The organism is Mycolicibacterium vinylchloridicum (assembly GCF_013404075.1).
Taxonomy (GTDB): domain Bacteria; phylum Actinomycetota; class Actinomycetes; order Mycobacteriales; family Mycobacteriaceae; genus Mycobacterium; species Mycobacterium vinylchloridicum.
This window is the reverse complement of sequence record NZ_JACBJQ010000014.1, coordinates 123,054-146,671: the sequence shown is the minus strand read 5'-3', so window position 1 is coordinate 146,671 and position 23,618 is coordinate 123,054. Positions and strand designations below refer to the sequence as shown.

Below are 23,618 nucleotides of genomic sequence, written 5' to 3'. Positions count from 1 at the left end.
CCGCCCCCACCGCCGCCCCCGCTGCTGCCGCCACTGCTGGACGACGACGAGGACTGCGAGGCCGTATAGGCGCCGATCGACGACGACAACGCCGACTCGAAGCTGTCGAAACTAGCACCACCGGTGCTCGCCGCATGCCAGCCGGTACCCGACGAGGAGTGGTACCAGTCCGGCTGCGGGTCGACCTCGCCGGTGGCGGTCTGATACTTGCTGGCCCACAGCGCGGCGACGCCACCGGCCACGGCGAACGGGATGTAGGCGGTGTAGAGGTCCTTGCGGGCGGCGAAATCGAACCGCGACTCGGCCGAGTCGGTGGACAGCATCCGGTAGAAACCGCCTGCCTGCGACCACAGTTCGCGCCCGGCCGGGGTGCGGCGGCTACCGACGCCGTCGGTCCACGATCGCGCCGAGAATCCGAAGAACACCGCGAACGGCACACCCCACAACGTGAACGGGAAGCCCCACCCCAAGAACCCGCACACCGCCAGCACCAGCGCGAGGAAGTTGGCGAGCCGTAGCCAGAGTTCTTTGGAGCGTTTGACCATGAACCCGTCGAACGCCCACTTCCTGACCGATGCGTTCATATCCGTCTTGGCGCGCGAGAGTTTCTTACCGGCCGTCACGGTGCCGTTGGCGTCGAACCGGGCGCCGGGGCCGACGATCTTCAGTGCGCTTGCGACGTCGAGGCTGACCCGGTCGATGTCGGCCCACGCGGGATACTCGGCGGTGCCGGTGATACTCCACTTCTTGCCGCTGACCTGGTGCAGGTCGATCAACTTGCGCTCGGCCAGGTAGAACAGCGTCGCCGTCAGCCCGTTGCCCGGGACCTTCTCGGTGCGGATGTATTCACACTGCACCGGGCCCAGGCCGGGCGGCGGCGCGTACTGCAGCGGAAAGCCGGGTGACGGTTCGACGGTGGTGCGCCACCACAGGTAGGCGCCCAGACCGGCCGCCACGGTGGCGCCGACCAGCCACAGCATCGCGGGCAGCGACCGGCCCAGGACCGTGTCCCAGCGGTAGGTCCACGGCAGCTCGGTGCGCGGCGGGGTGGGCACGTCGACCCCGGCCCGCACCGTGACCGGTGTGCGGGGGTCCAGGTTGCTGGCCGACAGCTGGACCGTGTCGCCGTTGACGGTCAGGTCGTCGCAGGCCCGTCCGACGCCGTAGCCCACCGAGCACTGGGCGCCACTGACCCCACCGGGCAGCGTGATGAAGATGTCGGCGTGCTCGATGGTGTTGTTCCACGCCGGGGCGATGACGTTCCAGAAGAACGTCGAGCGCGCCGACGGGTCGCCGGTCGACGACGCGAATTTCTTGTCGGCACCGGTGCCGCCCGGATCGAGGACACCGTCGAGGGTGTAGCGGATCCGGAACACATGGGTGCCATAGTCGAGGTACTGGTTCGGGTCGCCAATCTTGGCTATCCGGAAGCGTTTTCCGCTCTCCCACTTCATCGTGTAGGGCACCGGGCGGTCGTCGAGGAGGATCTCGGTGATCCGTGGCTCCTGGCGGACGTGTGGGCTGTTGAGGTTGGCGACGTCCCAGTACCGGAAGATGCCGTGCCGCCCGCTGGGGAATTCGCCGGTGATGATCTCGGTGGCGTCGAGGCGGCCGTTGGCGTCGACGACGAACTCCGCGTGATAGTCGGTGATGACCACCGGGTCCGACGGCGGGCTGCCCTGCGAGCTGCCGGTGAACACCAAGGGCCATAGCAACCCAATGGTGATGAGCAGCAAGGTGATCGACGTGCCGATGACCCGGCCGGTCGTTTTCATGCCGCCTCCCCCTGTTTCGTCGGACCTACCCTATGTGCAACGGGTCGATCTGCACCCGAACTGCCTCGTGGTCGTGGCGGGCGCTGGCGATCGCGATCGCATGCCGCAGCGACGCCGCCAGCCCGAGGCCTTCGTCCTTGCGGACCCGCACGAGCATGCGGATGACGGGTTCGCCGGGCCGGGTCGCGGGCGGTCGGCGCACACCGGGCGGCAGGTCGACGGGGCCGAGCTGGTCGGCATCCTCGGGCAGTTCGGCGTGCTCGAGCAGGGCGCTGACCGCATCCGAGCTGCCGTCCACGGCGGCCATGTGCACGCAGGGCGGCAACGCGACCTCGGCGCGAGCCGCCAATTCGGTTTCGGCGTGCCCGACCGGATCCCACTTGATCAGCGCCTGCACGGTCGGGATCGCCGATTCGGCGACCACCGCCACCACTCCGCCGTCGCCGCGGGACCGGACCTGCGCGGCAGCGGCCATCCACCGCCGCAGGGTGTCCTCTGCGGCCCGCAGGTCCTGGCGGCCCAGCAGCGCCCAGCTGTCCAGCAGCAGGGCGGCGCCGTATCGGCCGGGTACGTGCGGCTCCGCGCCCGGGGTTGCCACGACGAGGGCCGGGCCGGGCTCGATCTCGGTGTGCACGGCGTCCCCGGCCGAGGTGATGACGGGTATCCCCGGGAAGGCCCGGCCCATCTCCTCGGCGGTGCGCCGCGCCCCCACCACGACCGCGCGGATCGCGTCCGAGCCACAGCGCCGGCAGCGCAGCGAGCTGTCCATGCGGCCGCACCAGCGACACACCGCACCGGCTGCGTCCCGCTCGGACAGCGACAGCGGCCCCATGCAATGCCGGCACCGCGCGATCGTCCGGCAGCGCCCACACGCCACCGACGGCACATAGCCGCGCCGCGGCACCTGGATCAGCACCGGCGCATCCTGCTCGAGGGCGGCGCGGGCGGCGCGCAATGCCAGCGACGGCAGCCGGGCCGACCGGGCGGCGGGGTCACGCTCCTCGGCGTACCCCTCGTCGTCGAGCGCGACCACCCGGGGGGCGGCCGCGCGCACCAGCGGCCGCGGCGCCACCAGATCGTGCGCCCAGCCGCTGCCCACCAGCGCGTGCGCCTCGGCCGTACGGGCGTAGCCGCCGATCACGGCCGCGCAGCGCAGCTGATGGGCCCGCAGCATCGCCACCTCGCGGGCATGTGGGTAGGGCGCGCGCGGTTCGGCGAGGGTGTCGTCGCCGTCGTCCCACACGATGACCAGGCCCAGCCGCTCGACGGGGGCGAACACCGCGCTGCGGGTGCCGATGACCAGCCTCGCGTACCCGCGCAGCGCCGCCAGCCACCGCCGGTACCGGGCCGAGGGACCGAGCCCGGCCGAGAGGGCGACGACGGCGGACGGGTCGATCAGGGCGGTGGCCGCCGTCCACAGCGCATCGATATCGCGCTGGTCGGGGACCACGGCCAGCACCCCGTGGCCACCGCTGACGGCGGCCGCGGCGGCTTCGGCGATTCGGTCGCACCACTGCTCGCCGGGCAGCGCCTGCCATACCGCGCGGGCGGCGCGGCCGTCGCGCAGCGCGGCCAGGAACTGATCGCCTCGGCCGTAACGGGCCCAGCCGGACGGGTCGACCGGGTCGATGACCGGCAGCAGCGGCGGGTCGGCCTGAGCCTTCTCAGCCCTGGCGTGCCGGGGCGGGATGGCCAGCCGCAGCACGTCCGGGCGGGTCCCGGCGTAGCGGGCGGCGACCGCGTCGACGAGACGGCGGACCTCTGCGGTGAGCACCGGTTCAGGTGAGATGACCCGGTCCAGCCAGCCGAGCTGCCCGACATGGTCTGTGTCGGAACGCCGTTCGAGCACAAACGCATCGACGAGACGGCCGTGGAACCGGACCCGTACCCGCACCCCGGGCTGGGCGTCGTCGGACTGTTCGGCCGACACCAGATAGTCGAACTCACGGTCCAGGTGCGGCACCGACAGCATCGGGAGCACCCGGGCGATGGGTTCGTGCTCGGCGGCGCGCCGGATCGGCATCGTCGAAGACTAACGACGGCGCCGACAGACTTTCAGTCAGGCGGTGTCACGGCCGAAGAAGAAGCCGGCGGTGATCAGCACCTGCGAGGTCGCGTACGCCCACCAGATCGGCACTTCCAGCGCCTGGGAGTCCAGGACGAAGCGGCCGATGCCGATCATGCCGTCGGAGATCGCAAAACACACCGCCCCCAGCGCGGTCCACGGCGTGGGCAGCCGGGCCAGCAATGCCGAGCACACCATCGCCGCCAGCACGGCCATGTACACCACGACGGGGATGGTCAGCCCGTCGGCGACCAGGCGAGGCCAGAACCAGACCAGCAAACTCACGCACGCGACCACCACGACCGCCGACGCGACCAGGCGAGGCCCGCTGGCGGCGCGCAGCGGCAGCAGCGCGCCCAGGTAGCAGAGGTGGGCCACCAGGAACGAGCCGAGCCCCAGCACGAACGACGGTTGCCACCATGGCATCGCGAGGAAGAAGTCGCCGCCCGCCGAGAACAGCAGTGCCGCGATCAGCCAGCGCCGCTCGCGGGCTTTCCGGTGCCACAGCGCGGCGACCGCGAGCAGCACGGCCATCAGTGCCTTGGCGGCGGGCTGGCCGGGGAATTGGCCGGTGAGCATGGAGTTCTCCGGCAACCGCAGGGCGGTGATCACCAGGAAGATCCCATAGCCGACTGCGACCACGGCACCGGCTAGCCACCACATTGTCGGGGTGCGTAAGTACGGTGGGCTGATGCGACCGCCGGTGGATGCCATCCTGCAGAAGGTACTGGAAGCGGTGCCGTTCCAATTGACCGTCGACGGTGGAATCGACGAGGCGCGACGGCGGCTGCGGGAGTTGCCGCGCCGTCCGGTTCATCCCGATCTGCGGGTGGAGAACCACCAGATCGACGGCCCCGCCGGCCCGATCCCGGTCCGGGTCTACTGGCCTTCCGGCACACTCAATCCGCCGGTCACGATGTATTTCCACGGTGGCGGCTTCGCTGTCGGCGACCTGGACACCCACGATGGGACGGCCCGTAACCACGCGGTCGGCGCCGGCACCGTGGTGGTGTCGGTCGACTATCGGCTGGCTCCCGAGCACCCCTATCCCGCCGCCGTCGACGACGTCTGGGCCGCCACCCGCTGGGTGGCCGCCAACGCCGGCAGCTTCGGCGCGGACGGCTCGCGGCTGGCGGTCGCGGGGGATTCGGCCGGTGGCACACTGTCGGCGGTGGTGGCCCAGCTGGCGCGTGACAACGACGGGCCGCCGATCGCCTTCCAGCTGCTCTGGTACCCGTCGACGATGTGGGACAACTCGCTGCCGTCATTCGCGGAGAACGCCGAGGCGCCGGTGCTCGACCGGGGCGCCATCGACGCGTTCAGCAGGTGGTACGCCGGTGAGGCCGACCTGTCGAACCCGCCTGCGGGTCTGGCTCCCGGCCGGGCCGCAGACCTGTCCGGCCTGGCGCCGGCGTATATCGCCGTCGCAGGCCACGACCCGCTGCGCGACGACGGCGCCCGCTACGCCGAACTTCTGGCCGCCGCCGGTGTAACGGTCGAGCTGCATTTGGCCGACACACTGGTGCATGGCTATCTCGGTTACGCCGGGGTCGTTCCGGCCGCCACCGAGGCGGCCGAACGTGGATTGGCCGCTCTGCGCGCAGCGTTGCACGCATGAGCAGCTGAAGAAAAGCACTGCGAGCAGCAACCTTGTCGGGACCGTCCGGACAGGCCACAATGGCAACAGAATTCACAATGTGGAGGGATTTACCTCATGAAAATTGCTGAAGCCGCCGGAACCCGGCGAACACTCGGCATCTGTTTCGGCGCCATCACCGCCGGTCTGGCATCGGCGCTCATCGCCGCTCCGGCCGCGCTCGCCGCGCCTGACTGCAGCCAGCCCGCCATCGACGCCCAGGTCGCCAACTCGCAGGGGCAGATTCAGGGCTACCTGAATACCCATCCGGACGGTCAGCGGATGCTGATGAGCGCGGCGCTGCAGCCCCGTGCCCAGGCCGCCCAGACCATCCAGGCTTACGCGCAGGCCAATCCGCAGGAATACCAGGAGTTCACCGCGCTGCTGGCCCCGCTGGGCACGCTGCAGAAGCAGTGCGGCGTTCAGGTCGTCCCGCCCCAGTACCAGTGGGCGTTCGATCAGTTCGTCGGCTAACTCCGCACCACTCACCGGGACAGCCCGGCCGTCATGGCACCGAGCCGACGGCCGGGCTGTTCGCGTACCCGCCGGCGAATGTGGCTCAGGCCCAACGGGAATGATCTGTACCTCCAGCCGCTTGTTCAGAGTTGCCAATCCAATGGCTCCCGACAGTCAAGCAACGGAGGACCCCGATGACCGCTCCCACTCCCCTGGCCGGCCGGCGCGCACTGGTCACCGGCGGTTCCCGCGGGATCGGCGCCGAGATCGTGCGGCGCCTTGTCGCCGACGGTGCCGCGGTCGCGTTCACCTATCAGTCCTCCGCGCAGACCGCTCAGGCCCTGGCTGACGAACTCGTCGCCGCCGGGGGGTCTGCGGTCGCGATTCGGGCCGACAGCGCCGACCCTGCCGCGATCGCCGCCGCGGTCGACGAGACCGTCTCCGCGCTGGGCGGTCTGGACATCCTGGTCAACAACGCAGGCATCGCCGTCGCCGGGACCATCGAAGACTTTCCGCTCGAGGAGTTCGACCGGCTGATCGCTGTCAACGTCCGCGGTGTGTTCGCAGCGATCCAGCGGGCCGTCCCGCATCTGGGCGAGGGCGGCCGGATCGTCACGATCGGCAGCGTCAACGCCGACCGGGTCCCCATGAACGGGTTGGCGGTGTACGCCCTCACCAAGGCGGCGGTCGCCGGCCTCACCCGCGGTCTGGTCCGCGAGCTCGGCCCCCGCGGCATCACGATCAACACGATCCAGCCGGGACCGGTGGCCACCGACATGAACCCCGAGGTGGGCGGGTTCTCCGATCAGGTACGCCCGTTCATCGCCGTCGGCCGCTATGGCCAGCCGCGTGATATCGCCAGCGCGGTGGCCTACCTGGCCTCTCCGGAGGCCGGGTATGTCACCGGGGTGACCTGGAACGTCGACGGCGGATTCGTCATCTAGACCCTTGCCTTTCGGTACGGCCAGCGGTCACCCTGGGGCGATGAACCCCGACCACGAGACGCTGATCGTCGGCGCCGGCTTCTCCGGTATCGGCTCGGCGATCCTGCTCGACAAGGCCGGCTTGCGGGACTACCAGATCGTCGAAGCCGGCGAAGGCCCCGGCGGGACCTGGTACTGGAACACCTATCCCGGCATCGCCGTCGACATTCCGTCATTTTCCTACCAGTTCTCCTTCGAGCAGAGCCCGCACTGGTCGCGCACCTACGCACCCGGCCGCGAACTGCGCGCCTACGCCGAGCACTGCGTGGAGAAATACGCACTGCGCGACCGAATCCGGTTCAACACCAAGGTGACTGGCGCGGTGTTCGACGAGCAGCACGACATATGGCGAGTCGAGCTGGACTCCGGTGAAGTGCTCACCGCGCGGTACCTGATCAATGCCAGCGGTGTGCTGACCATCCCCAAGCTGCCGGATATCGACGGGGTCGACTCGTTCGCCGGGCTGACCATGCACACCGCCCGCTGGGACCACGACCAGGATCTGACCGGCAAACGGGTCGCCGTCATCGGCACCGGCGCGTCCGCGGTACAGGTGATCCCCGAGATCGCACCGATTGCCCAGCGGCTCACCGTGTTTCAGCGCACCCCGATCTGGTGCTTCCCGAAGGCGGATCTGCCGATATCGCGGGCCGCCCGGTGGGCGATGCGGGTGCCGGGCGGCAAGTCGCTCCAGCGACTGATCAGCCAGGCCTACGTCGAGTTGACGTTCCCGCTGGCCGCGCACTATTTCACCGTCAACCCGCTGGCCCGCCAGATGTCCGAGGTGGGAAAAGCCTATCTGCGCAAGCAGGTTGACGATCCGGCGGTGCGCGACAAGCTCACCCCGCGCTACGCCGTCGGCTGCAAGCGGCCGGGCTTCCACAACACCTATCTGTCGACGTTCAACCGCGACAACGTCGATCTCGTCACCGACTCGATCGAGAAGATCACCGGCTCGGGGGTCACCACCGCCGGCGGCGGGTCCTACGACGTCGACGTCCTGATCCTGGCCACCGGATTCAAGGTGATGGACACCGACAGCGTGCCGACGTATCCGGTGACCGGGCTGGGCGGGCAGTCGCTGGCCCGGTTCTGGGACGAGAACCGGCTGCAGGCCTATGAGGGCGTCAGCGTGCCGGGCTTCCCGAACATGTTCACGGTGTTTGGGCCGTACGGCTATGTCGGGTCGTCCTACTTCGCGCTGATCGAGGCGCAGGGTCACCACATCGTGCGCTGTCTGAAGCAGGCTCGCCGCAAGCGGGCCACCCGCATCGAGGTGACCAGCGAGGCCAACGACCGGTTCTTCGCGTCGATGATGGCCAAGCGGCATCGCCAGATCTTCTGGCAGGACAGCTGCAAGCTGGCCAACAGCTACTACTTCGACAAGAACGGCGACGTACCGCTACGGCCGGCCAGCACGGTCGAGGCGTACTGGCACAGCCGCCGATTCCCGCTCGACGACTACCGGTTTACCGCCTAGCGGCTTAGACCGAGTTCTTCAGGTCGTCGACCTTGTCCAGCCGTTCCCACGGCAGGTCGATGTCGGTGCGGCCGAAGTGGCCGTACGCGGCGGTCGGCGCGTAAATCGGACGCAGCAGGTCCAGGTCGCGCACGATGGCGCCCGGACGCAGGTCGAACACCGCGGTGATGGCCTTCTCGATACGGGCCGGGTCGACGGTCTCGGACCCGAAGGTCTCGACGAACAGGCCCACCGGGGCCGCCTTGCCGATGGCATAGGCCACCTGAACTTCGACGCGTTCAGCCAGGCCGGCCGCCACAACGTTCTTGGCCACCCAGCGCATCGCGTACGCGGCCGACCGGTCCACCTTTGACGGGTCCTTGCCGGAGAACGCGCCGCCGCCGTGGCGGGCCCAGCCGCCGTAGGTGTCGACGATGATCTTGCGGCCGGTCAGGCCGGCGTCGCCCATCGGGCCGCCGACGACGAACGTGCCGGTGGGATTGACCAGCAGCCGGAAATCGGAGGTGTCCATCGTGTCGTGGTTCAGATCCGCCAGCACGGTGTTGACGACCTTCTCCCGGATGTCCGGGGTCAGGGTGCCTTCGAGGTCGATCCCCGCGGCGTGCTGCGTGGAGAGCACGACGGTGTCCAGCCGCACCGGGGTGGTGCCGTCGTACTGCACGGTGACCTGGGTCTTGCCGTCCGGGCGCAGGTAGTCGAGCACGCCGCTCTTGCGCACCTCGGTCAGTCGACGGGCCAGCCGGTGCGCCAGTGCGATCGGCAGCGGCATGAGCTCCGGGGTGTCTTTGATGGCGTAGCCGAACATCAGGCCTTGGTCGCCGGCACCCTGCAGGTCCAACGGGTCGCCCGCGCCCTCGACGCGGGTCTCGTGAGCGGTGTCCACACCCTGGGCGATGTCGGGCGACTGGCGACCGATGCCGATGTTGACGCCCGCGGTCTCGCCGTCGAAGCCCTTGTCGGAGGAGTCGTAACCGATCTCCAGGATGCGTTCACGCACAGTCTGGTTGATGTCGGCGAACGCCTCCTTGGCCGTCGTCGTCACCTCACCGATGACATGGACCTGGCCGGTGGTGACGGCGGTTTCGACCGCGACACGCGACTTCGGGTCCGCCGCGAGCAGCGAATCGAGGATCGAGTCGCTGATGGCGTCACAGATCTTGTCGGGGTGTCCTTCGGTGACCGACTCGCTGGTAAACAGCCGACCTGCGCTCACAGTGTCATTCCCTTCGAATGCTTAGTTTGGCGAATCATATCTTCGCCCCTGACAGACCAAACCGGGACGGTACGTCCCGCGCAAGTGTTCCGCGCACTTTTCCTCTAAATGGAAACCCGCTAGGCCTCGCGCCGCAGAAGCGTGGCGATTGCGTCCACGATACGACTTGCCATCAGCGTCTTCGACCCGTGCTCCAGCGCGGTCTCGGTGCCGTCGGCGCCCAGCAACCACCCGTCGTTGCTGTCCACCTCGAACGCGCGGCCGTCACCGACGGCGTTGACGACGAGCAGATCGCAGCCCTTTCGGGCCAGCTTCGACCGGGCGTGGAATAGGACGTCACCTTCCATGTCGCCGGTCTCGGCGGCAAAGCCGACGATAGCGCGCATGTTCGGCAGCTGGCCGTCGGCGCGCAGGCGTACCGCACCGGCCAGCACGTCGTCGGTGCGCACCAACTCGATGGCCGGCGCATCCACCACGTCGTGCTTCTTCTTGATCTTGCTCGCGGCAACATGAGCCGGCCGGAAATCCGCGACGGCCGCGGCCATCACGAGCACGTGGGCCTCTGGTGCGTGCTTGGTGATCGCCTCGTGCAGTTGGGCCGCCGAGGTGATGTTCAGAACGTGCACACCGGCGGGCTCGGCGAGTCCGGCGGTGTTGCCCGCGATCAGCGTGACGTCGGCGCCGCGCTGGGCGGCGACCCTGGCGACCGCGTAGCCCTGCTTGCCGGAACTGCGGTTGCCGATGAAGCGGACCGGATCGATGGCCTCACGTGTGCCGCCGGCGCTCACCAGCATCTTGACGCCGCTCAGGTCGTAGGGCATCGCGTCACCGCGGGCCAGCAACAGCTCGGCGAAGGTGGTGATCTCCTCGGCCTCGGGCAGTCGTCCCGGGCCGGTGTCGGCGCCGGTGAGGCGCCCGGACGCGGGTTCGAGCACGACCGCGCCGCGGCCGCGCAACGTCGCGACGTTCGCGACGGTGGCCGGGTGCAACCACATCTCGGTGTGCATGGCCGGCGCGAACAGCACCGGGCAGCGGGCGGTGAGCAGGGTCGCGGTAAGCAGGTCGTCGGCGCGGCCTGACACGGCGCGGGCCAGCAGGTCGGCGGTGGCCGGTGCGACGACGACGAGGTCAGCTTCCTGCCCGAGCCGGACGTGCGGAACCTCGTCGACGTCGGAGAAGACGCCGGTGCGGACCGGATGTCCGGACAGCGCCTCGAACGTGGCGGCGCCGACGAACCGCAATGCCGACTCGGTGGGCACGACGCGCACGTCGTGCCCGGCCTCGCTGAGCTGACGGACGACCGTGCATGCCTTGTAGGCGGCGATGCCTCCGGCAACGCCGACGATGATCCGCTTGCGGTTCATCAACTAGCCCGGGCTTGGTGGGCTACTCGCCTTCGGTGTGCTCGAGCAGGTCGCCGTGGATCTCGCGCAGCGCGATCGACAGCGGCTTCTCCTGAAGGCCGGGCTCGACCAGCGGACCGACGTACTCGAGGATGCCGTCGCCGAGCTGGTTGTAATAGTCGTTGATCTGACGGGCGCGCTTGGCGGCATAGATGACCAGCGCGTACTTGCTCGACACCCGGTCCAGCAACTCGTCGATGGGCGGGTTGGTGATGCCCAGCGGCGTGTCATATGCGGTTGCGGCACCCGGGGCCGGATCGTAGTGATCCGTGCTGGCTTGCGTCACGTAGAACTTCTTCCTAACGGATGTGTGGAGTCTGGATCGCGCATCAATCTTCCGAATTTTCGATGCCAACCAGCAACGATACCAATTCGGCGCAGGCCGAATCCAATTGGCTGTTGACGACGACGACATCGAACCCACCCTGAGCGGCCAGCTCTGCGCGGGCGGTGTCCAATCGGCGCGCCATCGCCTCCGGGGTTTCGGTGCGCCGGTCCCTCAGCCGTTGTTCGAGCACTTCCCAGCTGGGCGGCGCCAGGAACACCGTCAGGGCCTCGGGCATCGCCCGTTTGACGGCTTCGGCCCCGGCCAGATCGACCTCGATCAGGACGGGCCGCCCCGCGGCCACAGCGTCGGCGACGGGCGCCGCCAGTGTGCCGGAGCGCTGCAGCCCGTTGTGGATCTCCGCCCATTCGAGCAGGTCACCATTATCGATCAGCTGCTGGAACTGCTCGGGGCTGACGAAGTGGTAGTCGACGCCGTCAACCTCACCCGCGCGCCTGGCCCGGGTGGTTGCCGACACACTGAAATGCAGGTCAGGCACCTGCTTGCGCAGGCAGCGGACGACTGTCGACTTCCCTACCCCGGACGGCCCGGACAGCACCACCACTCGGCCACGGCCGCGGTGGTCGGGCGTGACGCCCGCGCTGTCCGGCCCTCCGCCGGCATTCACCGCCGCTAAGCGGTGAAGTCGAACTTTTCCAGCAGTGCCTTGCGCTGCCGATCGCCGAGGCCACGCAGGCGGCGTGTCGGGGCGATCTCCAGCTCGGTCATGATTTCCTGCGCCTTGACCTTGCCCACCTTGGGCAGGGCTTCCAGCAGAGCGGAAACCTTCATCTTGCCGAGGACCTCGTCGGTCTCAGCGTCCTTGAGCACCTGCTTGAGGTTGGTGCCACCACGCTTGAGCCGATCCTTGAGCTCAGCTCGTGCGCGACGCGCGGCAGCAGCCTTCTCCAACGCGGCTGCACGCTGCTCGTCGGTCAACTGGGGAAGGGCCACGGGTTCCTCCGTCTCATCACCATCATTGTTTTGCCTGGGCCGGGTACTTCAGCCAGCGACAGCGACCGTACCCACGCTCTCTGACGAAATCTAACCCCACCCCCTGCTTAGCGGTGCAAACCCGCTGGATATGGCGCAAGATCACGTTGTCCGGACAGCTGTCGAGACAACATTCCGAGAGACTTTCGCGGCCGTCCGACGCTCCGAAATCGCGCCCAAAAGCACCCGTCTACCTGGGGTTTTTCAAGATCGCGCTGGTCGGGCCGTCGCGAGGGGGCGCCCACCGCGGACCAGCCGTCCGCAATTTTCACCTCACAGGCAGGTCGCGGCGTGTCGGGCGTGTCGACGGGGCCTTCGGCGGTCACATACCGCACACACAGCTGCGCGACAGATTTTGCCTAGCCGAGCTACCTAGCGTGGTCGGGTGTCGGGGTTGTCAGTGGCAGATTCGAACCTCGAAGGGGCGCGCCATGTCCATCACACACACCACCCGTGTTGCTGCTGTTGCAGTTGGGATAACTATTGCGGGTCTGACGCTCGGAGCAGCGCCCGCCCTCGCCGACCCGGGCCGCGGCGGGCCCGGCGACTGCGGATTCCAGGGCTGCCAAGGACCCGGCCAGCGCGGCCCTGACGGACCCGGACCGGACCGCCGCGGCCCCGGTCCGGCCGACTGGCGCGGCGGCCCAGGTGGCGGGCCTGGTGGGCCGCAAGGGCGCGGGGGCGACGACCGCGGCTGGCGTCCCGGGCCGCCACCGCCCGATCTGGGCTGGCGCGGTATCGACCAGGGCCGCTGGGACCACCAGGCGTTCAACTACGGCGGCAACTGGGTCACACCGATCTTCGACCCGGGCTACCGGGCCTGGGGCTTCTGGCTCTTCGGCGTGTGGATCCCGCTGTGACACGCGCGAACGGGGCCTGAGGGGCTAGAGTGCTCCCGGGGTGCTACGGAACTAGGTGTTGGGAGACATCGTGGTTTCTGAGGCACCCGAAGCTGCCGTATTGCAGGCAGCCCGCCCATACCCCGCCCGTCTGGGCCCCAAGGGCAATCTGATCTACAAGCTGGTGACCACGACCGATCACAAGCTGATCGGGATCATGTACGTGGTCACCTGCTTCGCGTTCTTCTTCATCGGTGGTCTGATGGCGTTGTTCATCCGTGCCGAGTTGGCGGTGCCGGGTCTGCAGTTCCTGTCGAACGAGCAGTACAACCAGCTGTTCACCATGCACGGGACGGCGATGCTGCTGTTCTATGCGACCCCGATCGTGTTCGGCTTCGCCAACCTGGTGCTGCCACTGCAGATCGGTGCGCCCGACGTCGCCTTCCCGCGATTGAACGCACTGTCGTTCTGGCTGTTCCTGTTCGGGGCCATGATCGCGCTGAGCGGGTTCATCACCCCCGGTGGTGCCGCCGACTTCGGCTGGACGGCCTACACCCCGCTCTCGGACGCCATGCACACGCCTGGCGCTGGTGGCGATCTGTGGATCCTGGGACTGGCCGTCGGTGGTCTCGGCACGATTCTGGGTGCGGTCAACATGATCACCACCGTGGTCTGCATGCGCTGCCCGGGCATGACCATGTTCCGGATGCCGATCTTCACCTGGAACATCTTCGTGACGTCGATCCTGGTGTTGCTGATCTTCCCGCTGCTGACCGCCGCGCTGTTCGGCCTGGCCGCCGACCGTCGCCTCGGGGCGCACATCTACGACCCTGCCAACGGCGGATTGATCCTGTTCCAGCACCTGTTCTGGTACTTCGGGCACCCCGAGGTCTACGTGATCGCGCTGCCGTTCTTCGGCATCGTCTCGGAGATCTTCCCGGTGTTCTCCCGCAAGCCGATCTTCGGCTATTCCACGCTGGTCTTCGCCACCATGGCGATTGGGGCGCTGTCGGTCGCGGTCTGGGGACACCACATGTACGTCACCGGAGCCGTTCTACTACCGTTCTTCAGCTTCATGACGTTCCTGATCGCGGTGCCCACCGGCATCAAATTCTTCAACTGGATCGGCACAATGTGGAAGGGACACTTGACGTTCGAGTCGCCGATGCTGTTCTCGATCGGGTTCCTGCTGACCTTCCTCCTAGGTGGTCTGTCCGGCGTGCTGCTCGCCAGCGCCCCGCTGGACTTCCACGTCAGCGACACGTATTTCGTTGTGGCCCACTTCCACTACGTGTTGTTCGGCACGATCGTGTTCGCCACCTACGCCGGTGTGTATTTCTGGTTCCCGAAGATGACCGGGCGCCTGCTCGACGAACGGTGGGCGAAGCTGCACTTCTGGCTGACACTCATCGGGTTTCACACCACATTCCTGGTGCAGCACTGGCTCGGTGACGCCGGCATGCCCCGCCGCTACGCCGACTATCTATCCACCGACGGGTTCACCACGCTGAACCTGATCTCCACGGTCGGCTCGTTCATCCTGGGTGTCTCGGTAATCCCGTTCGTGTGGAACGTGTTCAAGAGCTGGCGTTACGGCGAGGTCGTCACCGTCGACGACCCGTGGGGTCATGGCAACTCGCTGGAGTGGGCCACCTCGTGCCCCCCGCCGCGGCACAACTTCACCGAACTACCCCGAATCCGTTCGGAGCGCCCCGCTTTCGAGCTCCACTACCCACACATGGTGGAGCGGATGCGCGCGGAATCCCACGTCGGCAAGTCCCACAAGACCTAAGCCAGGTAGGCGACCGCCTCGCGCAGCTTCTCCCCTGCCGCCCGGACCGCACTGACGTGCGGTCCGGCGCGCAGGACTTCGCGAGACACCGCGGGCAGCAGCTGACCCTGCCGGGCGCCGCCGAGGCCACCGAGCGTCTCGGGGCGTCCGCCCTGGGCTCCGACGCCGGGCACCAGGACGGGTCCGCCGAGCGCGCTGAGATCGGGCACCACGTCCAGCGTCGCGCCGACGACGACACCGACGGACCCGGGCTGTGGCGCATCGGCCCGGTTGGCCGCGGCAGCGGCATCGACGACGGATTGCGCGACAGTGCGCTCGCCCGTGAGCGCACGCTGGACCGAGGCGCCTTCGGGATTGGAGGTGGCGGCCAGCACGAACACGCCGCGCCCGTTGGCGGCGGCCACATCCAAAAGTGGCTGCAGCGAACCGAATCCGAGATACGGCGACGCGGTGACGGCGTCGGCGGCCAGCGGCCCGTCGCCCACCCAGGCCTGCGCGTAGGCGGCCATCGTCGAACCGATGTCACCGCGCTTGGCGTCGGCGAGCACCAGCACCCCGGCCTCGCGCAGCGCGGCCATCGTGGTCTCCAGCACCGCGAAACCCGCTGAGCCATAAGCCTCGAAGAACGCCACCTGCGGCTTGACGATCGCGAAACCGGTGTAGGCCCTTACGCAGATGTCGCTGAACCGGGCCAGACCCTCGGCACTGACCGGCAGATCCCAGGCCCGCAGCAGCTCCGGATGGGGGTCGATGCCCAGGCACAGTGGCCCGCGTTCGGCGATCGCGGCCGCCAGCCGAGCGCCGAACCCGCTCTCAGTCATTGACCCACCTCAGTCGTGCCCCAGCGTGGCGTGCAGTTCCTGTAGTGAGCGCACGTCGATATCGCCGCGGATGCCCGCCTCGATGCCCTGCACGGCCGCCGAGGCGCCCTGCACGGTGGTGATGCACGGGACGTTCATCGACACCGCGGCCGAGCGGATCTCGTAACCGTCGATCCGCGGGCCCGAGTTGCCGTACGGGGTGTTGATCACCATGTCGATGCCACCGGCGAGGATGGCGTCCACCGCGGACATCGCAGGCCGGCCGTCGCCCGGTTCCTCGAAATGCTTGCGCACGACATCGCATGGAATCCCGTTGCGCCGCAGCATCTCCGCGGTGCCCTCGGTGGCCAGCACCCGGAAGCCCAGATCGGCCAGTCGTTTGACCGGGAACACCAGTGAGCGCTTGTCGCGGTTGGCCACCGACACGAAGATCGTGCCCGTGCTGGGCAGCGAGCCGTAGGCCGCGGTCTGGCTCTTGGCGAACGCGCTGCCGAAATCGCGGTCGATGCCCATCACCTCGCCGGTGGATTTCATCTCCGGGCCGAGCAGCGAGTCGATGCCCGAACCGTCAGCCTTCCGGAACCGGTGGAACGGCAGCACCGCCTCCTTCACCGCTATCGGCGCGTTGGGCGACGGTGTTGCGCCGTCGCCGGTGGCGGCCAGCACACCTTCGGCACGCAGCTGGGAGATACTGGCGCCCAGCATGACTCGGGCGCAAGCCTTGGCCAGGGGGACGGCGGTGGCCTTCGACACGAACGGCACGGTGCGGCTGGCACGCGGGTTGGCCTCCAGCACGTAGAGCACGTCGTCCTTGAGCGCATACTGCACGTTGAGCAGCCCGACCACCCCGACACCGTGGGCAATGGCCTCGGTGGCGCGCCGCACGGCCGCTATGTCGCTGCGGCCCAAGGTCACCGGCGGCAGCGCGCACGCCGAGTCACCGGAGTGGATGCCGGCCTCCTCGATGTGCTCCATCACGCCGCCGATGTACACCTCGGTGCCGTCGCACAGGGCGTCGACGTCGATCTCGATGGCGTCCTCGAGGAACCGGTCCACCAGCACCGGGTGCTCGGGTGAGAGCTGGGTGGCGCGGGTGATGTAGCCGTGCAGCGTCTCCTCGTCGTACACGATCTCCATGCCACGTCCACCGAGCACATACGACGGCCGCACCAGAACCGGATAGCCGATACGGGCAGCGATTTCGCGCGCCTGCTCGAAGCTGGTGGCGGTGCCGAACTTCGGGGCCGGCAGCCCGGCGCGCTTCAGCACGTCGCCGAACCGGCCGCGGTCCTCGGCCAGGTCGATGGCCTCCGGCCGGGTGCCCACGATCGGCACCCCGGCGTCGGCCAGTCGCTTGGCCAGCCCGAGCGGGGTCTGGCCGCCGAGCTGCACGATCACCCCGACCACGCCCGGACCGCCCTGCCCGGACTGGGATTCGGCGTGATAGACCTCCAGGACGTCCTCGAAGGTCAGCGGCTCGAAGTACAGCCGGTCGGCGGTGTCGTAGTCGGTGGACACCGTCTCGGGGTTGCAGTTGACCATGACGGTCTCGAACCCGGCCTCGCTCAACGTAGTCGCCGCATGCACACAGCTGTAGTCGAATTCGATGCCCTGCCCGATCCGGTTCGGTCCCGAACCCAGGATCAGCACCTTGGGTTTCTCGGTCTGCGGGGCGACCTCGGTCTCGGCGGCGGGATCCAGCTCGTAGCTGGAGTAGTGGTACGGCGTCTTGGCCTCGAACTCCGCCGCGCAGGTGTCGACGGTCTTGAACACCGGGTGGATGCCGAGGCGCTGGCGCAGCGCCCGCACGCCGTCCTCGCCGGCCAATTCCGTGCGCAGCGAGGCGATCTGGCGATCAGACAACCCGTTGTGCTTGGCCCGCCGCAGGAGGTCCTCGTCGAGCACCGGAGCGTCGAGCAGTTCCCGGCGCAACCCCACCAGGCACAAGACCTGCTCGACGAACCACGGATCGACACCGGAGGCCGCCGCGACCTCTTCGACGCCGGCTCCCAGCCGCAGCGCGAGTTCGATGTCGTAGAGGCGTCCCTCGGTCGGTGTGCGCAACCGATCCAGCACGGCGTCCACCGGACCGTCGTCGTCCGGCCCGGTCCAGAACCCGGCCCGGGTGGTCTCCAGCGAGCGCATCACCTTGCCGAGCGCCTCGATGAAGTTGCGGCCCAACGACATCGCCTCACCCACCGACTTCATCGTGGTGGTCAGCGTCGGGTCGGCGCCGGGGAACTTCTCGAATGCGAACCGCGGCGCCTTGACCACCACGTAGTCCAGCGTCGGCTCGAAGCAGGCCGGGGTTTCCTTGGTGATGTCGTTGACGATCTCGTCGAGCGTGTAGCCGATCGCGAGCTTGGCGGCGATCTTCGCGATCGGGAATCCGGTGGCCTTGGAGGCCAGCGCACTGGACCGCGACACCCGCGGGTTCATCTCGATCACGATGAGGCGGCCGTCTTTCGGGTCCACCGCGAACTGGATGTTACAGCCGCCGGTGTCCACGCCAACCTCGCGCAGGATCGCGATGCCCAGGTCGCGCATCTCCTGGTACTCCCGGTCGGTCAGCGTCATCGCCGGGGCGACGGTCACCGAGTCGCCGGTGTGCACGCCCATCGGGTCCACGTTCTCGATCGAGCACACCACCACCACGTTGTCGTGGTGGTCACGCATCAGCTCGAGCTCGTATTCCTTCCAGCCGTAGATGGATTCCTCGATCAGCACATTCGCGCTCGGCGAGGCGGCCAGGCCGTCGCCGGCCATCCGTTCCACGTCCTCGGCGGAGTACGCCATCCCGGAGCCGAGCCCACCCATGGTGAACGACGGGCGCACCACGACGGGCAGGCCGAGTTCGGCGACCGTCTCGCGGACCTCGTCCATGGTGAAGCAGACCCGCGACTTCGCCGACTCGCCACCGACTTTCGCGACGATGTCCTTGAACTTCTGCCGATCCTCGCCGCGCTGGATCGCGTCGAAGTCGGCGCCGATCATCTCGACGCCGTAGCGCTCCAGGACACCGTCATTGTGCAGGGCGACAGCGGTGTTCAGCGCGGTCTGGCCGCCCAGGGTGGCCAGCACGGCGTCGATCCTGTTGCCGCGGGCAGCCTGCTGGGCGATGACCTTCTCGACGAACGCCGAGGTGATCGGCTCGACGTAGGTGTAGTCGGCGTACTCGGGGTCGGTCATGATGGTGGCCGGGTTGGAGTTGACCAGGCTGACGGTCAATCCCTCGGCGCGCAGCACCCGGCAGGCCTGGGTGCCCGAGTAGTCGAATTCGCAGGCCTGGCCGATCACGATCGGCCCTGAGCCGATGACGAGAACGTGGTTGAGGTCGGTCCGGCGTGGCATTTAGCGCTTCCCCCCATCCATCAGGTCCACGAATTGGTCGAACAGGTAGTTCGCGTCGTGTGGTCCAGCGGCGGCCTCCGGGTGGTACTGCACCGAAAAGGCCTTTCCGTTGGCGAGTTTGATGCCTTCGACGACGCCGTCGTTGGCACAGGTATGGCTGACCAGGGCCGGCCCGAAGTCGGTGTCGAAGTGCTCACCGGCCTCCCCCTCGAGCGCGAAGCCGTGGTTCTGCGCGGTGACCGCGACCCGCCCGGTGGCGTGGTCGATCACCGGCACGTTGATCCCGCGATGGCCGAACACCATCTTGTAGGTGGAGCGGCCCAGCGCGCGGCCCAGGATCTGGTTGCCGAAACAGATTCCGAACAGCGGGATTTCGGCACCCAAGACGGCCCTGGTGACGCCGACGACATGGTCGGCGGTGGCCGGGTCGCCGGGCCCGTTGGACAGGAACACCCCGTCCGGCTTGAGCTCGGCGATCTGGTCGAAGGTGGCACTCGAAGGCAGCACGTGGGTCCTGATGCCACGCAACGCGAAGTTGCGCGGCGTGTTGGTCTTGATACCCAGATCGAGCGCGACGACCGTGAGCCGGTGTGTCCCAACGGGATCGACGATGTAGCTCTCAGGTGTGCTGACCTGGCCGGCCAGGTCGGCGCCGAGCATGGCCGGCTGGCGACGTACCCGGGTCAGCAGCTCTTCGGTCTCGGCCAGCGCCTCGCCGGAGAACACCCCGGCCTTCATCGAGCCCCGGCTGCGCAGGTGACGCACCACCGCGCGGGTGTCGATGCCGGCGATACCGACGATGTTCTGGCGTTTGAGCTCGTCCTCCAGTGTTCCGGTGGCCCGCCAGTTCGAGGCGCGCGGCGAGGGGTCGCGCACCGCATACCCGGCCACCCAGATCTTGTCGCCGCGGCTTTCGGCGTCCTCGGCGTTCCAGCCGGTGTTGCCGATCTGGGGGGCGGTGGCCACCACGATCTGGCGGTGATAGCTGGGGTCGGTCAGCGTCTCCTGGTACCCGGACATCCCGGTGGAGAACACCGCTTCCCCGAGAGTCTCTCCGACCGCACCGAATTCGGTGCCGGTGTAGACCCGCCCGTCCTCCAACACCAGATGGGCTTTACCCGTCACGCTGCTTCTCCTGTTGTCGTCCATCGTGCATAGTCACGGCGGTCGTCGCCGCGAAAGCCTGTGTCGATCTCGGTGCCCGACGGCAGCCGCCACCGAATCGCGAGGATGCCTGCCACTTTTCCCGCCAGTGCGCGTTCGGTGCGGACGGCGGTGATCGCGTCCTGCGGGATCCAGATCGGCGTCGCGCCGGACCGTTCGAGCAGGATCCCCTCGGGGTAGCGGGTCAGCACCGCTTTGGTCCGGAAGCCCAGGTCGCCTGCGGCGATCCGTTCCAGCCACGCCCCTGCCAGGGTACTGCCGACATATAGGCCCCTGGTCGGCGCGATCGTGGCCGAGCTGAGCAGGTCGGGTATCGGCGGCAGTTCGCCGAGCAGTGCCAGTTGCCGGTCTGCGCGGTGTCGCCAGCCGCGCAGCATGCGGCCGATTAGGAAACCGATGACGACGACAACCACGAAGGCGAAGATGTACGCCCCGATCGCCGTCGGTGTATTCATGCTGGGCTCTTCCCATCCCGCGCTGTAAGCGCGCCCCGCAACAACGTCGCGGTGACCGTGGCGGGCAGCGTCATCGTAGCGAACGGCGTGTTGGCCGACCGGCTGGCCAGTTCGGTGCCCTCGACGGTCCACGTGCCGTCGGGGTCGACGACGACGAGGTTGGCCGGCTCCCCCACCTCCAGCGGGCGGCCCTGGTCGTCGAGTCCGACGATCCGGGCCGGGTTTTCGCTCATCACCCGCGCGACGCCGCGCCAGTCCAGCAGGCCGGTCTGCACCATGGTCTCGACGACCACTGACAGCGCGGTCTGCAGGCCGAGCATGCCCGGCCGGGCCTTGGAGAATTCACAGCACTTCTCGTGTTCGGCGTGCGGCGCATGGTCGGTGGCCACGCAATCCAGCACTCCGTCGGCCAGCGCCCGGCGCAGGGCCTGCGCGTCGCTGGCCTCGCGCAGCGGCGGGTTGACCCGGTTGACCCCGTCGTAGCTGGCCAGCCGGCTGTCGTCGAGCAGCAGGTGGTGCGGGGTGACCTCGGCGGTGATTGAAATACCTTGCCCCTTGGCCCATTTGATGAGCTCGACGGTCCCGGCCGTGGAGGCGTGACAGATGTGCACGCGGGCGCCGGCGTCGCGGGCCAGCAGCGCGTCACGGGCCACGATCGACTCCTCGGCTGCCCGTGGCCAGCCGGCCAAGCCGAGCCGGGCGGCATTGGGGCCCTCGTGGGCGACGGCGCCGACGGTCAGTCGCGGCTCCTCGGCGTGCTGGGCGATCAACACACCCAGGCCGGTCGCGTACTCCAGTGCCCGGCGCATCACCAGTGGGTCGTGTACGCAGATGCCGTCGTCGGAGAACATCTTGACCTGCGCCACACCGGCCGCCATCAGGCCCATTTCGGTGAGCTGCTTGCCGTCCAGTCCGACCGTGACCGCACCGACCGGGTGCACATCGACGAGACCGACCTGCTGGCCGCGCCGCCAGACGTGGTCGGTGACCACCGGGCTGTCGGCCACCGGATCCGTGTTGGCCATCGCGAACACCGCCGTGTAGCCGCCCAATGCCGCTGCAGCCGAACCGGTTTCGATGTCCTCGGCGTACTCCCGGCCGGGCTCGCGCAGGTGGGTGTGCAGGTCGACGAAGCCGGGTAGCAATACCTGGCCGGTCGCGTCGATGACATCGGCATCCTCGGGTGCGGTCAGCCCGGGGCCGATCTCGGCGATCTGGCCGTCGGCCACCAGGACGTCGACCTGGTCGCCTTCGCCGTACAGCCGCACGCCGCGGATCAGGACCCCACTCACACGCTCACCGCCTCGTCCGTGCCGACCAGCAGATGGAACAGCACCGCCATCCGCACGTGCACACCATTGGAAACCTGTTGCAGCACCGCCGATTGCGACGAGTCCGCCGCCGCGAAGGAGATCTCCATGCCGCGCAGCATGGGTCCGGGGTGCAGGACCACCGCATGTCCGGGCAGCACCGCCTGGCGCCGATCGGACAGTCCGTAGCGAATCGAGTACTCCCGCTCCGAGGGGAAGAACCCGCCGTTCATCCGCTCGGCCTGGACCCGCAGCATCATCACCGCGTCGGCGGCGGGCAGTTCGGCGTCCAGGTCGTGCGATACCGTCACCGGCCAGTCCGACACCCCCACCGGCAGCAGCGTGGGCGGTGAGACCAGCACCACCTCGGCACCCAGGGTGGCGAGCAGGTTGACGTTCGAGCGGGCCACCCGGCTGTGCAGGATGTCGCCGACGATCACCACCCGGCGGCCCTCGATGTCGCCCAGGCGCTGGCGCAGCGTCAACGCGTCCAGCAGCGCCTGCGTCGGGTGCTCGTGGGTGCCGTCGCCGGCATTGATAACCGACGGACCCGAACCGTCCGGCTCGGCCGTCCATTCGGCCAGCTGCTGGGCCGCACCGGAGGCAGGATGGCGGATGATCAGCGCGTCGGCACCGGCCGCGCGCAGGGTCAGCGCCGTGTCGCGCAGCGATTCACCCTTGGCCACCGAAGACCCCGATGCGCTGACGTTGATCACGTCGGCGCTCATCCACTTGCCCGCCACCTCGAACGACACCCGGGTGCGGGTGGAGTTCTCGTAGAACATCGTGATGATCGTGCGTCCGCGCAGCGTCGGCAGCTTCTTGACCTCGCGGCCCAGCAGCGCCTCCCGGAACCGGTCGGCGTCGTCGAGGATCGCGGTCGCCTCGTCGCGGGTCAGGTCGCCCGCCGAGAGTAAGTGTCTGATGGTCATCTGGGCGGCCCTCCCTGCGGTGCGATCCAGATACCTTCGACGTCGTCGGTCTCTTTCAGCCGCACCTTGACGTTCTCGCTGCGCGAGGTGGGCACGTTCTTGCCGACGTAGTCCGCCCGCAGCGGCAGCTCGCGATGGCCGCGGTCGACGAGGACCGCCAGCTGCACCACCTTCGGCCGGCCGATGTCGCGCAGCGCGTCCAGGGCCGAGCGGACCGACCGCCCGGTGTAGAGCACGTCGTCGACGAGGATGACCAGGGCGCCGTCGATACCGCCGGTGGGGATCGACGTCGTCTCCAGCGCGCGGGGCGGCTTGAAGTCCAGGTCGTCGCGGTACAGCGTGATGTCGAGGCTGCCACAGGCGACGGTGACGCCGACGAATTCGTCGATCTTGGCCGCCAGCCGGTTGGCCAGGGTGACGCCGCGGGTCGGGATGCCCAACAGGATGACGCGGGGGGCGTCGGGGGCGTCGAGAGCGGTTTTCTCGATGATCTGGTGGGCGATGCGGGAAACGGTCCTACCGACGTCCGCACCGGACATCAATTCACGGTCGTCTGCGCTCACGAGCTGACTCAGACCTCCTTCTCCGCCTCTCTGGACGGATCGTTAAAGGATGTCGAACTGCC

Annotated in this window: 21 protein-coding genes; 6 read left to right on the top strand and 15 right to left on the bottom strand. The window is 68.4% G+C overall.

All coding sequences use genetic code 11. The features are described 5' to 3' along the window. The 3 genes from HPC46_RS14430 to HPC46_RS14420 all read right to left on the bottom strand — a co-directional run. A partial coding sequence (locus HPC46_RS14430) for a DUF2207 domain-containing protein (protein ID WP_179470904.1) occupies positions 1-1,775 on the bottom strand: 1,775 nt, incomplete at its 3' end. Positions 1,776-1,800: 25 nt separating this feature from the next. Continuing rightward, complete coding sequence (locus HPC46_RS14425) at positions 1,801-3,798, bottom strand: primosomal protein N' (protein WP_179470902.1); 1,998 nt, start codon at positions 3,796-3,798, stop codon at positions 1,801-1,803. 36 nt (positions 3,799-3,834) lie between these two features. Next, the gene (locus HPC46_RS14420; RefSeq protein WP_407665501.1) at positions 3,835-4,554 is read right to left on the bottom strand and encodes a lysoplasmalogenase; all 720 of its coding nucleotides are present in this window, start codon (positions 4,552-4,554) and stop codon (positions 3,835-3,837) included. Between HPC46_RS14420 and HPC46_RS14415 the strand changes: the two genes are divergently transcribed. The 4 genes from HPC46_RS14415 to HPC46_RS14400 all read left to right on the top strand — a co-directional run bounded on the left by HPC46_RS14415 (position 4,532) and on the right by HPC46_RS14400 (position 8,395). After that, entirely contained in the window at positions 4,532-5,458 is a 927-nt protein-coding gene (locus HPC46_RS14415; protein WP_179470900.1) for an esterase LipI, read from the top strand. The two genes, HPC46_RS14420 and HPC46_RS14415, sit on opposite strands and share 23 nt — an antisense overlap. 96 nt (positions 5,459-5,554) lie before the next feature. Beyond that, positions 5,555-5,950: a hemophore-related protein gene (locus tag HPC46_RS14410; protein ID WP_179470898.1), complete on the top strand. Its 396-nt coding sequence runs from the start codon at positions 5,555-5,557 to the stop codon at positions 5,948-5,950. Positions 5,951-6,126: 176 nt separating this feature from the next. Further along, positions 6,127-6,876, top strand: coding sequence for a 3-oxoacyl-ACP reductase family protein (locus tag HPC46_RS14405; protein WP_179470896.1), 750 nt, complete (start codon positions 6,127-6,129; stop codon positions 6,874-6,876). Positions 6,877-6,916: 40 nt separating this feature from the next. Then, positions 6,917-8,395, top strand: a complete 1,479-nt coding sequence (locus HPC46_RS14400) for a flavin-containing monooxygenase (protein ID WP_179470894.1) — start codon at positions 6,917-6,919, stop codon at positions 8,393-8,395. Positions 8,396-8,399: 4 nt separating this feature from the next. On the opposite strand, the gene metK is transcribed toward HPC46_RS14400, so the two are convergent. The 5 genes from metK to mihF form a co-directional block, all read right to left on the bottom strand. Further along, positions 8,400-9,608 (bottom strand): methionine adenosyltransferase, encoded by a 1,209-nt coding sequence (metK, locus tag HPC46_RS14395; RefSeq protein ID WP_005146200.1) that lies wholly within the window; start codon positions 9,606-9,608, stop codon positions 8,400-8,402. Positions 9,609-9,727: 119 nt separating this feature from the next. Further along, entirely contained in the window at positions 9,728-10,972 is a 1,245-nt protein-coding gene (gene coaBC, locus HPC46_RS14390) for a bifunctional phosphopantothenoylcysteine decarboxylase/phosphopantothenate--cysteine ligase CoaBC (protein WP_179470892.1), read from the bottom strand. 22 nt (positions 10,973-10,994) lie between these two features. Beyond that, positions 10,995-11,297, bottom strand: a complete 303-nt coding sequence (gene rpoZ, locus HPC46_RS14385) for a DNA-directed RNA polymerase subunit omega (RefSeq protein ID WP_005146197.1) — start codon at positions 11,295-11,297, stop codon at positions 10,995-10,997. Between the two features lie 43 nt (positions 11,298-11,340). Then, on the bottom strand, positions 11,341-11,964 hold the full coding sequence (gene gmk, locus HPC46_RS14380) for a guanylate kinase (protein WP_179470890.1): 624 nt from the start codon (positions 11,962-11,964) through the stop codon (positions 11,341-11,343). Positions 11,965-11,969: 5 nt separating this feature from the next. Continuing rightward, entirely contained in the window at positions 11,970-12,290 is a 321-nt protein-coding gene (gene mihF / locus HPC46_RS14375) for an integration host factor, actinobacterial type (RefSeq protein WP_005146193.1), read from the bottom strand. A gap of 470 nt (positions 12,291-12,760) precedes the next feature. Between mihF and HPC46_RS14370 the strand changes: the two genes are divergently transcribed. Next, entirely contained in the window at positions 12,761-13,189 is a 429-nt protein-coding gene (locus tag HPC46_RS14370; protein ID WP_179470888.1) for a hypothetical protein, read from the top strand. A 70-nt stretch (positions 13,190-13,259) separates the two neighbouring features. After that, positions 13,260-14,960 (top strand): aa3-type cytochrome oxidase subunit I, encoded by a 1,701-nt coding sequence (gene ctaD / locus HPC46_RS14365; protein WP_179470886.1) that lies wholly within the window; start codon positions 13,260-13,262, stop codon positions 14,958-14,960. Here the strand turns inward: ctaD and pyrF are convergent. Genes pyrF through pyrR form a run of 7 tightly spaced genes read right to left on the bottom strand, consistent with a single transcriptional unit; the run spans position 14,957 to position 23,556 of the window. Then, on the bottom strand, positions 14,957-15,781 hold the full coding sequence (pyrF, locus tag HPC46_RS14360) for an orotidine-5'-phosphate decarboxylase (protein ID WP_179470884.1): 825 nt from the start codon (positions 15,779-15,781) through the stop codon (positions 14,957-14,959). The two genes, ctaD and pyrF, sit on opposite strands and share 4 nt — an antisense overlap. A 9-nt stretch (positions 15,782-15,790) precedes the next feature. Next, entirely contained in the window at positions 15,791-19,132 is a 3,342-nt protein-coding gene (gene carB, locus HPC46_RS14355; protein ID WP_179470882.1) for a carbamoyl-phosphate synthase large subunit, read from the bottom strand. Further along, a complete protein-coding gene (carA, locus tag HPC46_RS14350; protein WP_179470880.1) occupies positions 19,133-20,257 on the bottom strand; it encodes a glutamine-hydrolyzing carbamoyl-phosphate synthase small subunit in 1,125 nt (374 codons plus the stop codon). Then, positions 20,254-20,751: a PH-like domain-containing protein gene (locus HPC46_RS14345; RefSeq protein ID WP_179470878.1), complete on the bottom strand. Its 498-nt coding sequence runs from the start codon at positions 20,749-20,751 to the stop codon at positions 20,254-20,256. Before HPC46_RS14345 ends, carA begins: the two co-directional genes overlap by 4 nt. After that, positions 20,748-22,043 (bottom strand): dihydroorotase, encoded by a 1,296-nt coding sequence (locus tag HPC46_RS14340; RefSeq protein WP_179470876.1) that lies wholly within the window; start codon positions 22,041-22,043, stop codon positions 20,748-20,750. The genes HPC46_RS14345 and HPC46_RS14340 overlap by 4 nt, the downstream gene beginning before the upstream one ends. Further along, positions 22,040-22,993, bottom strand: coding sequence for an aspartate carbamoyltransferase catalytic subunit (locus HPC46_RS14335; protein WP_179470874.1), 954 nt, complete (start codon positions 22,991-22,993; stop codon positions 22,040-22,042). Before HPC46_RS14335 ends, HPC46_RS14340 begins: the two co-directional genes overlap by 4 nt. Next, positions 22,990-23,556 (bottom strand): bifunctional pyr operon transcriptional regulator/uracil phosphoribosyltransferase PyrR, encoded by a 567-nt coding sequence (pyrR, locus tag HPC46_RS14330; protein ID WP_179470872.1) that lies wholly within the window; start codon positions 23,554-23,556, stop codon positions 22,990-22,992. Before pyrR ends, HPC46_RS14335 begins: the two co-directional genes overlap by 4 nt. Positions 23,557-23,618: the final 62 nt, after the last annotated feature.

What these genes read in the sequence shown, in the direction of transcription:
- HPC46_RS14370 (WP_179470888.1), top strand. Translation starts at nt 12,761, where the DNA reads ATGTCCATCACACACACCACCCGTGTTGCTGCTGTTGCAGTTGGGATA.
- HPC46_RS14415 (WP_179470900.1), top strand. Translation starts at nt 4,532, where the DNA reads ATGCGACCGCCGGTGGATGCCATCCTGCAGAAGGTACTGGAAGCGGTG.
- coaBC (WP_179470892.1), bottom strand. Translation starts at nt 10,972, where the DNA reads ATGAACCGCAAGCGGATCATCGTCGGCGTTGCCGGAGGCATCGCCGCC.
- HPC46_RS14405 (WP_179470896.1), top strand. Translation starts at nt 6,127, where the DNA reads ATGACCGCTCCCACTCCCCTGGCCGGCCGGCGCGCACTGGTCACCGGC.
- carB (WP_179470882.1), bottom strand. Translation starts at nt 19,132, where the DNA reads ATGCCACGCCGGACCGACCTCAACCACGTTCTCGTCATCGGCTCAGGG.
- pyrF (WP_179470884.1), bottom strand. Translation starts at nt 15,781, where the DNA reads ATGACTGAGAGCGGGTTCGGCGCTCGGCTGGCGGCCGCGATCGCCGAA.
- HPC46_RS14400 (WP_179470894.1), top strand. Translation starts at nt 6,917, where the DNA reads ATGAACCCCGACCACGAGACGCTGATCGTCGGCGCCGGCTTCTCCGGT.
- HPC46_RS14420 (WP_407665501.1), bottom strand. Translation starts at nt 4,554, where the DNA reads ATGGCATCCACCGGCGGTCGCATCAGCCCACCGTACTTACGCACCCCG.
- HPC46_RS14410 (WP_179470898.1), top strand. Translation starts at nt 5,555, where the DNA reads ATGAAAATTGCTGAAGCCGCCGGAACCCGGCGAACACTCGGCATCTGT.
- HPC46_RS14345 (WP_179470878.1), bottom strand. Translation starts at nt 20,751, where the DNA reads ATGAATACACCGACGGCGATCGGGGCGTACATCTTCGCCTTCGTGGTT.
- HPC46_RS14425 (WP_179470902.1), bottom strand. Translation starts at nt 3,798, where the DNA reads ATGCCGATCCGGCGCGCCGCCGAGCACGAACCCATCGCCCGGGTGCTC.
- HPC46_RS14335 (WP_179470874.1), bottom strand. Translation starts at nt 22,993, where the DNA reads ATGACCATCAGACACTTACTCTCGGCGGGCGACCTGACCCGCGACGAG.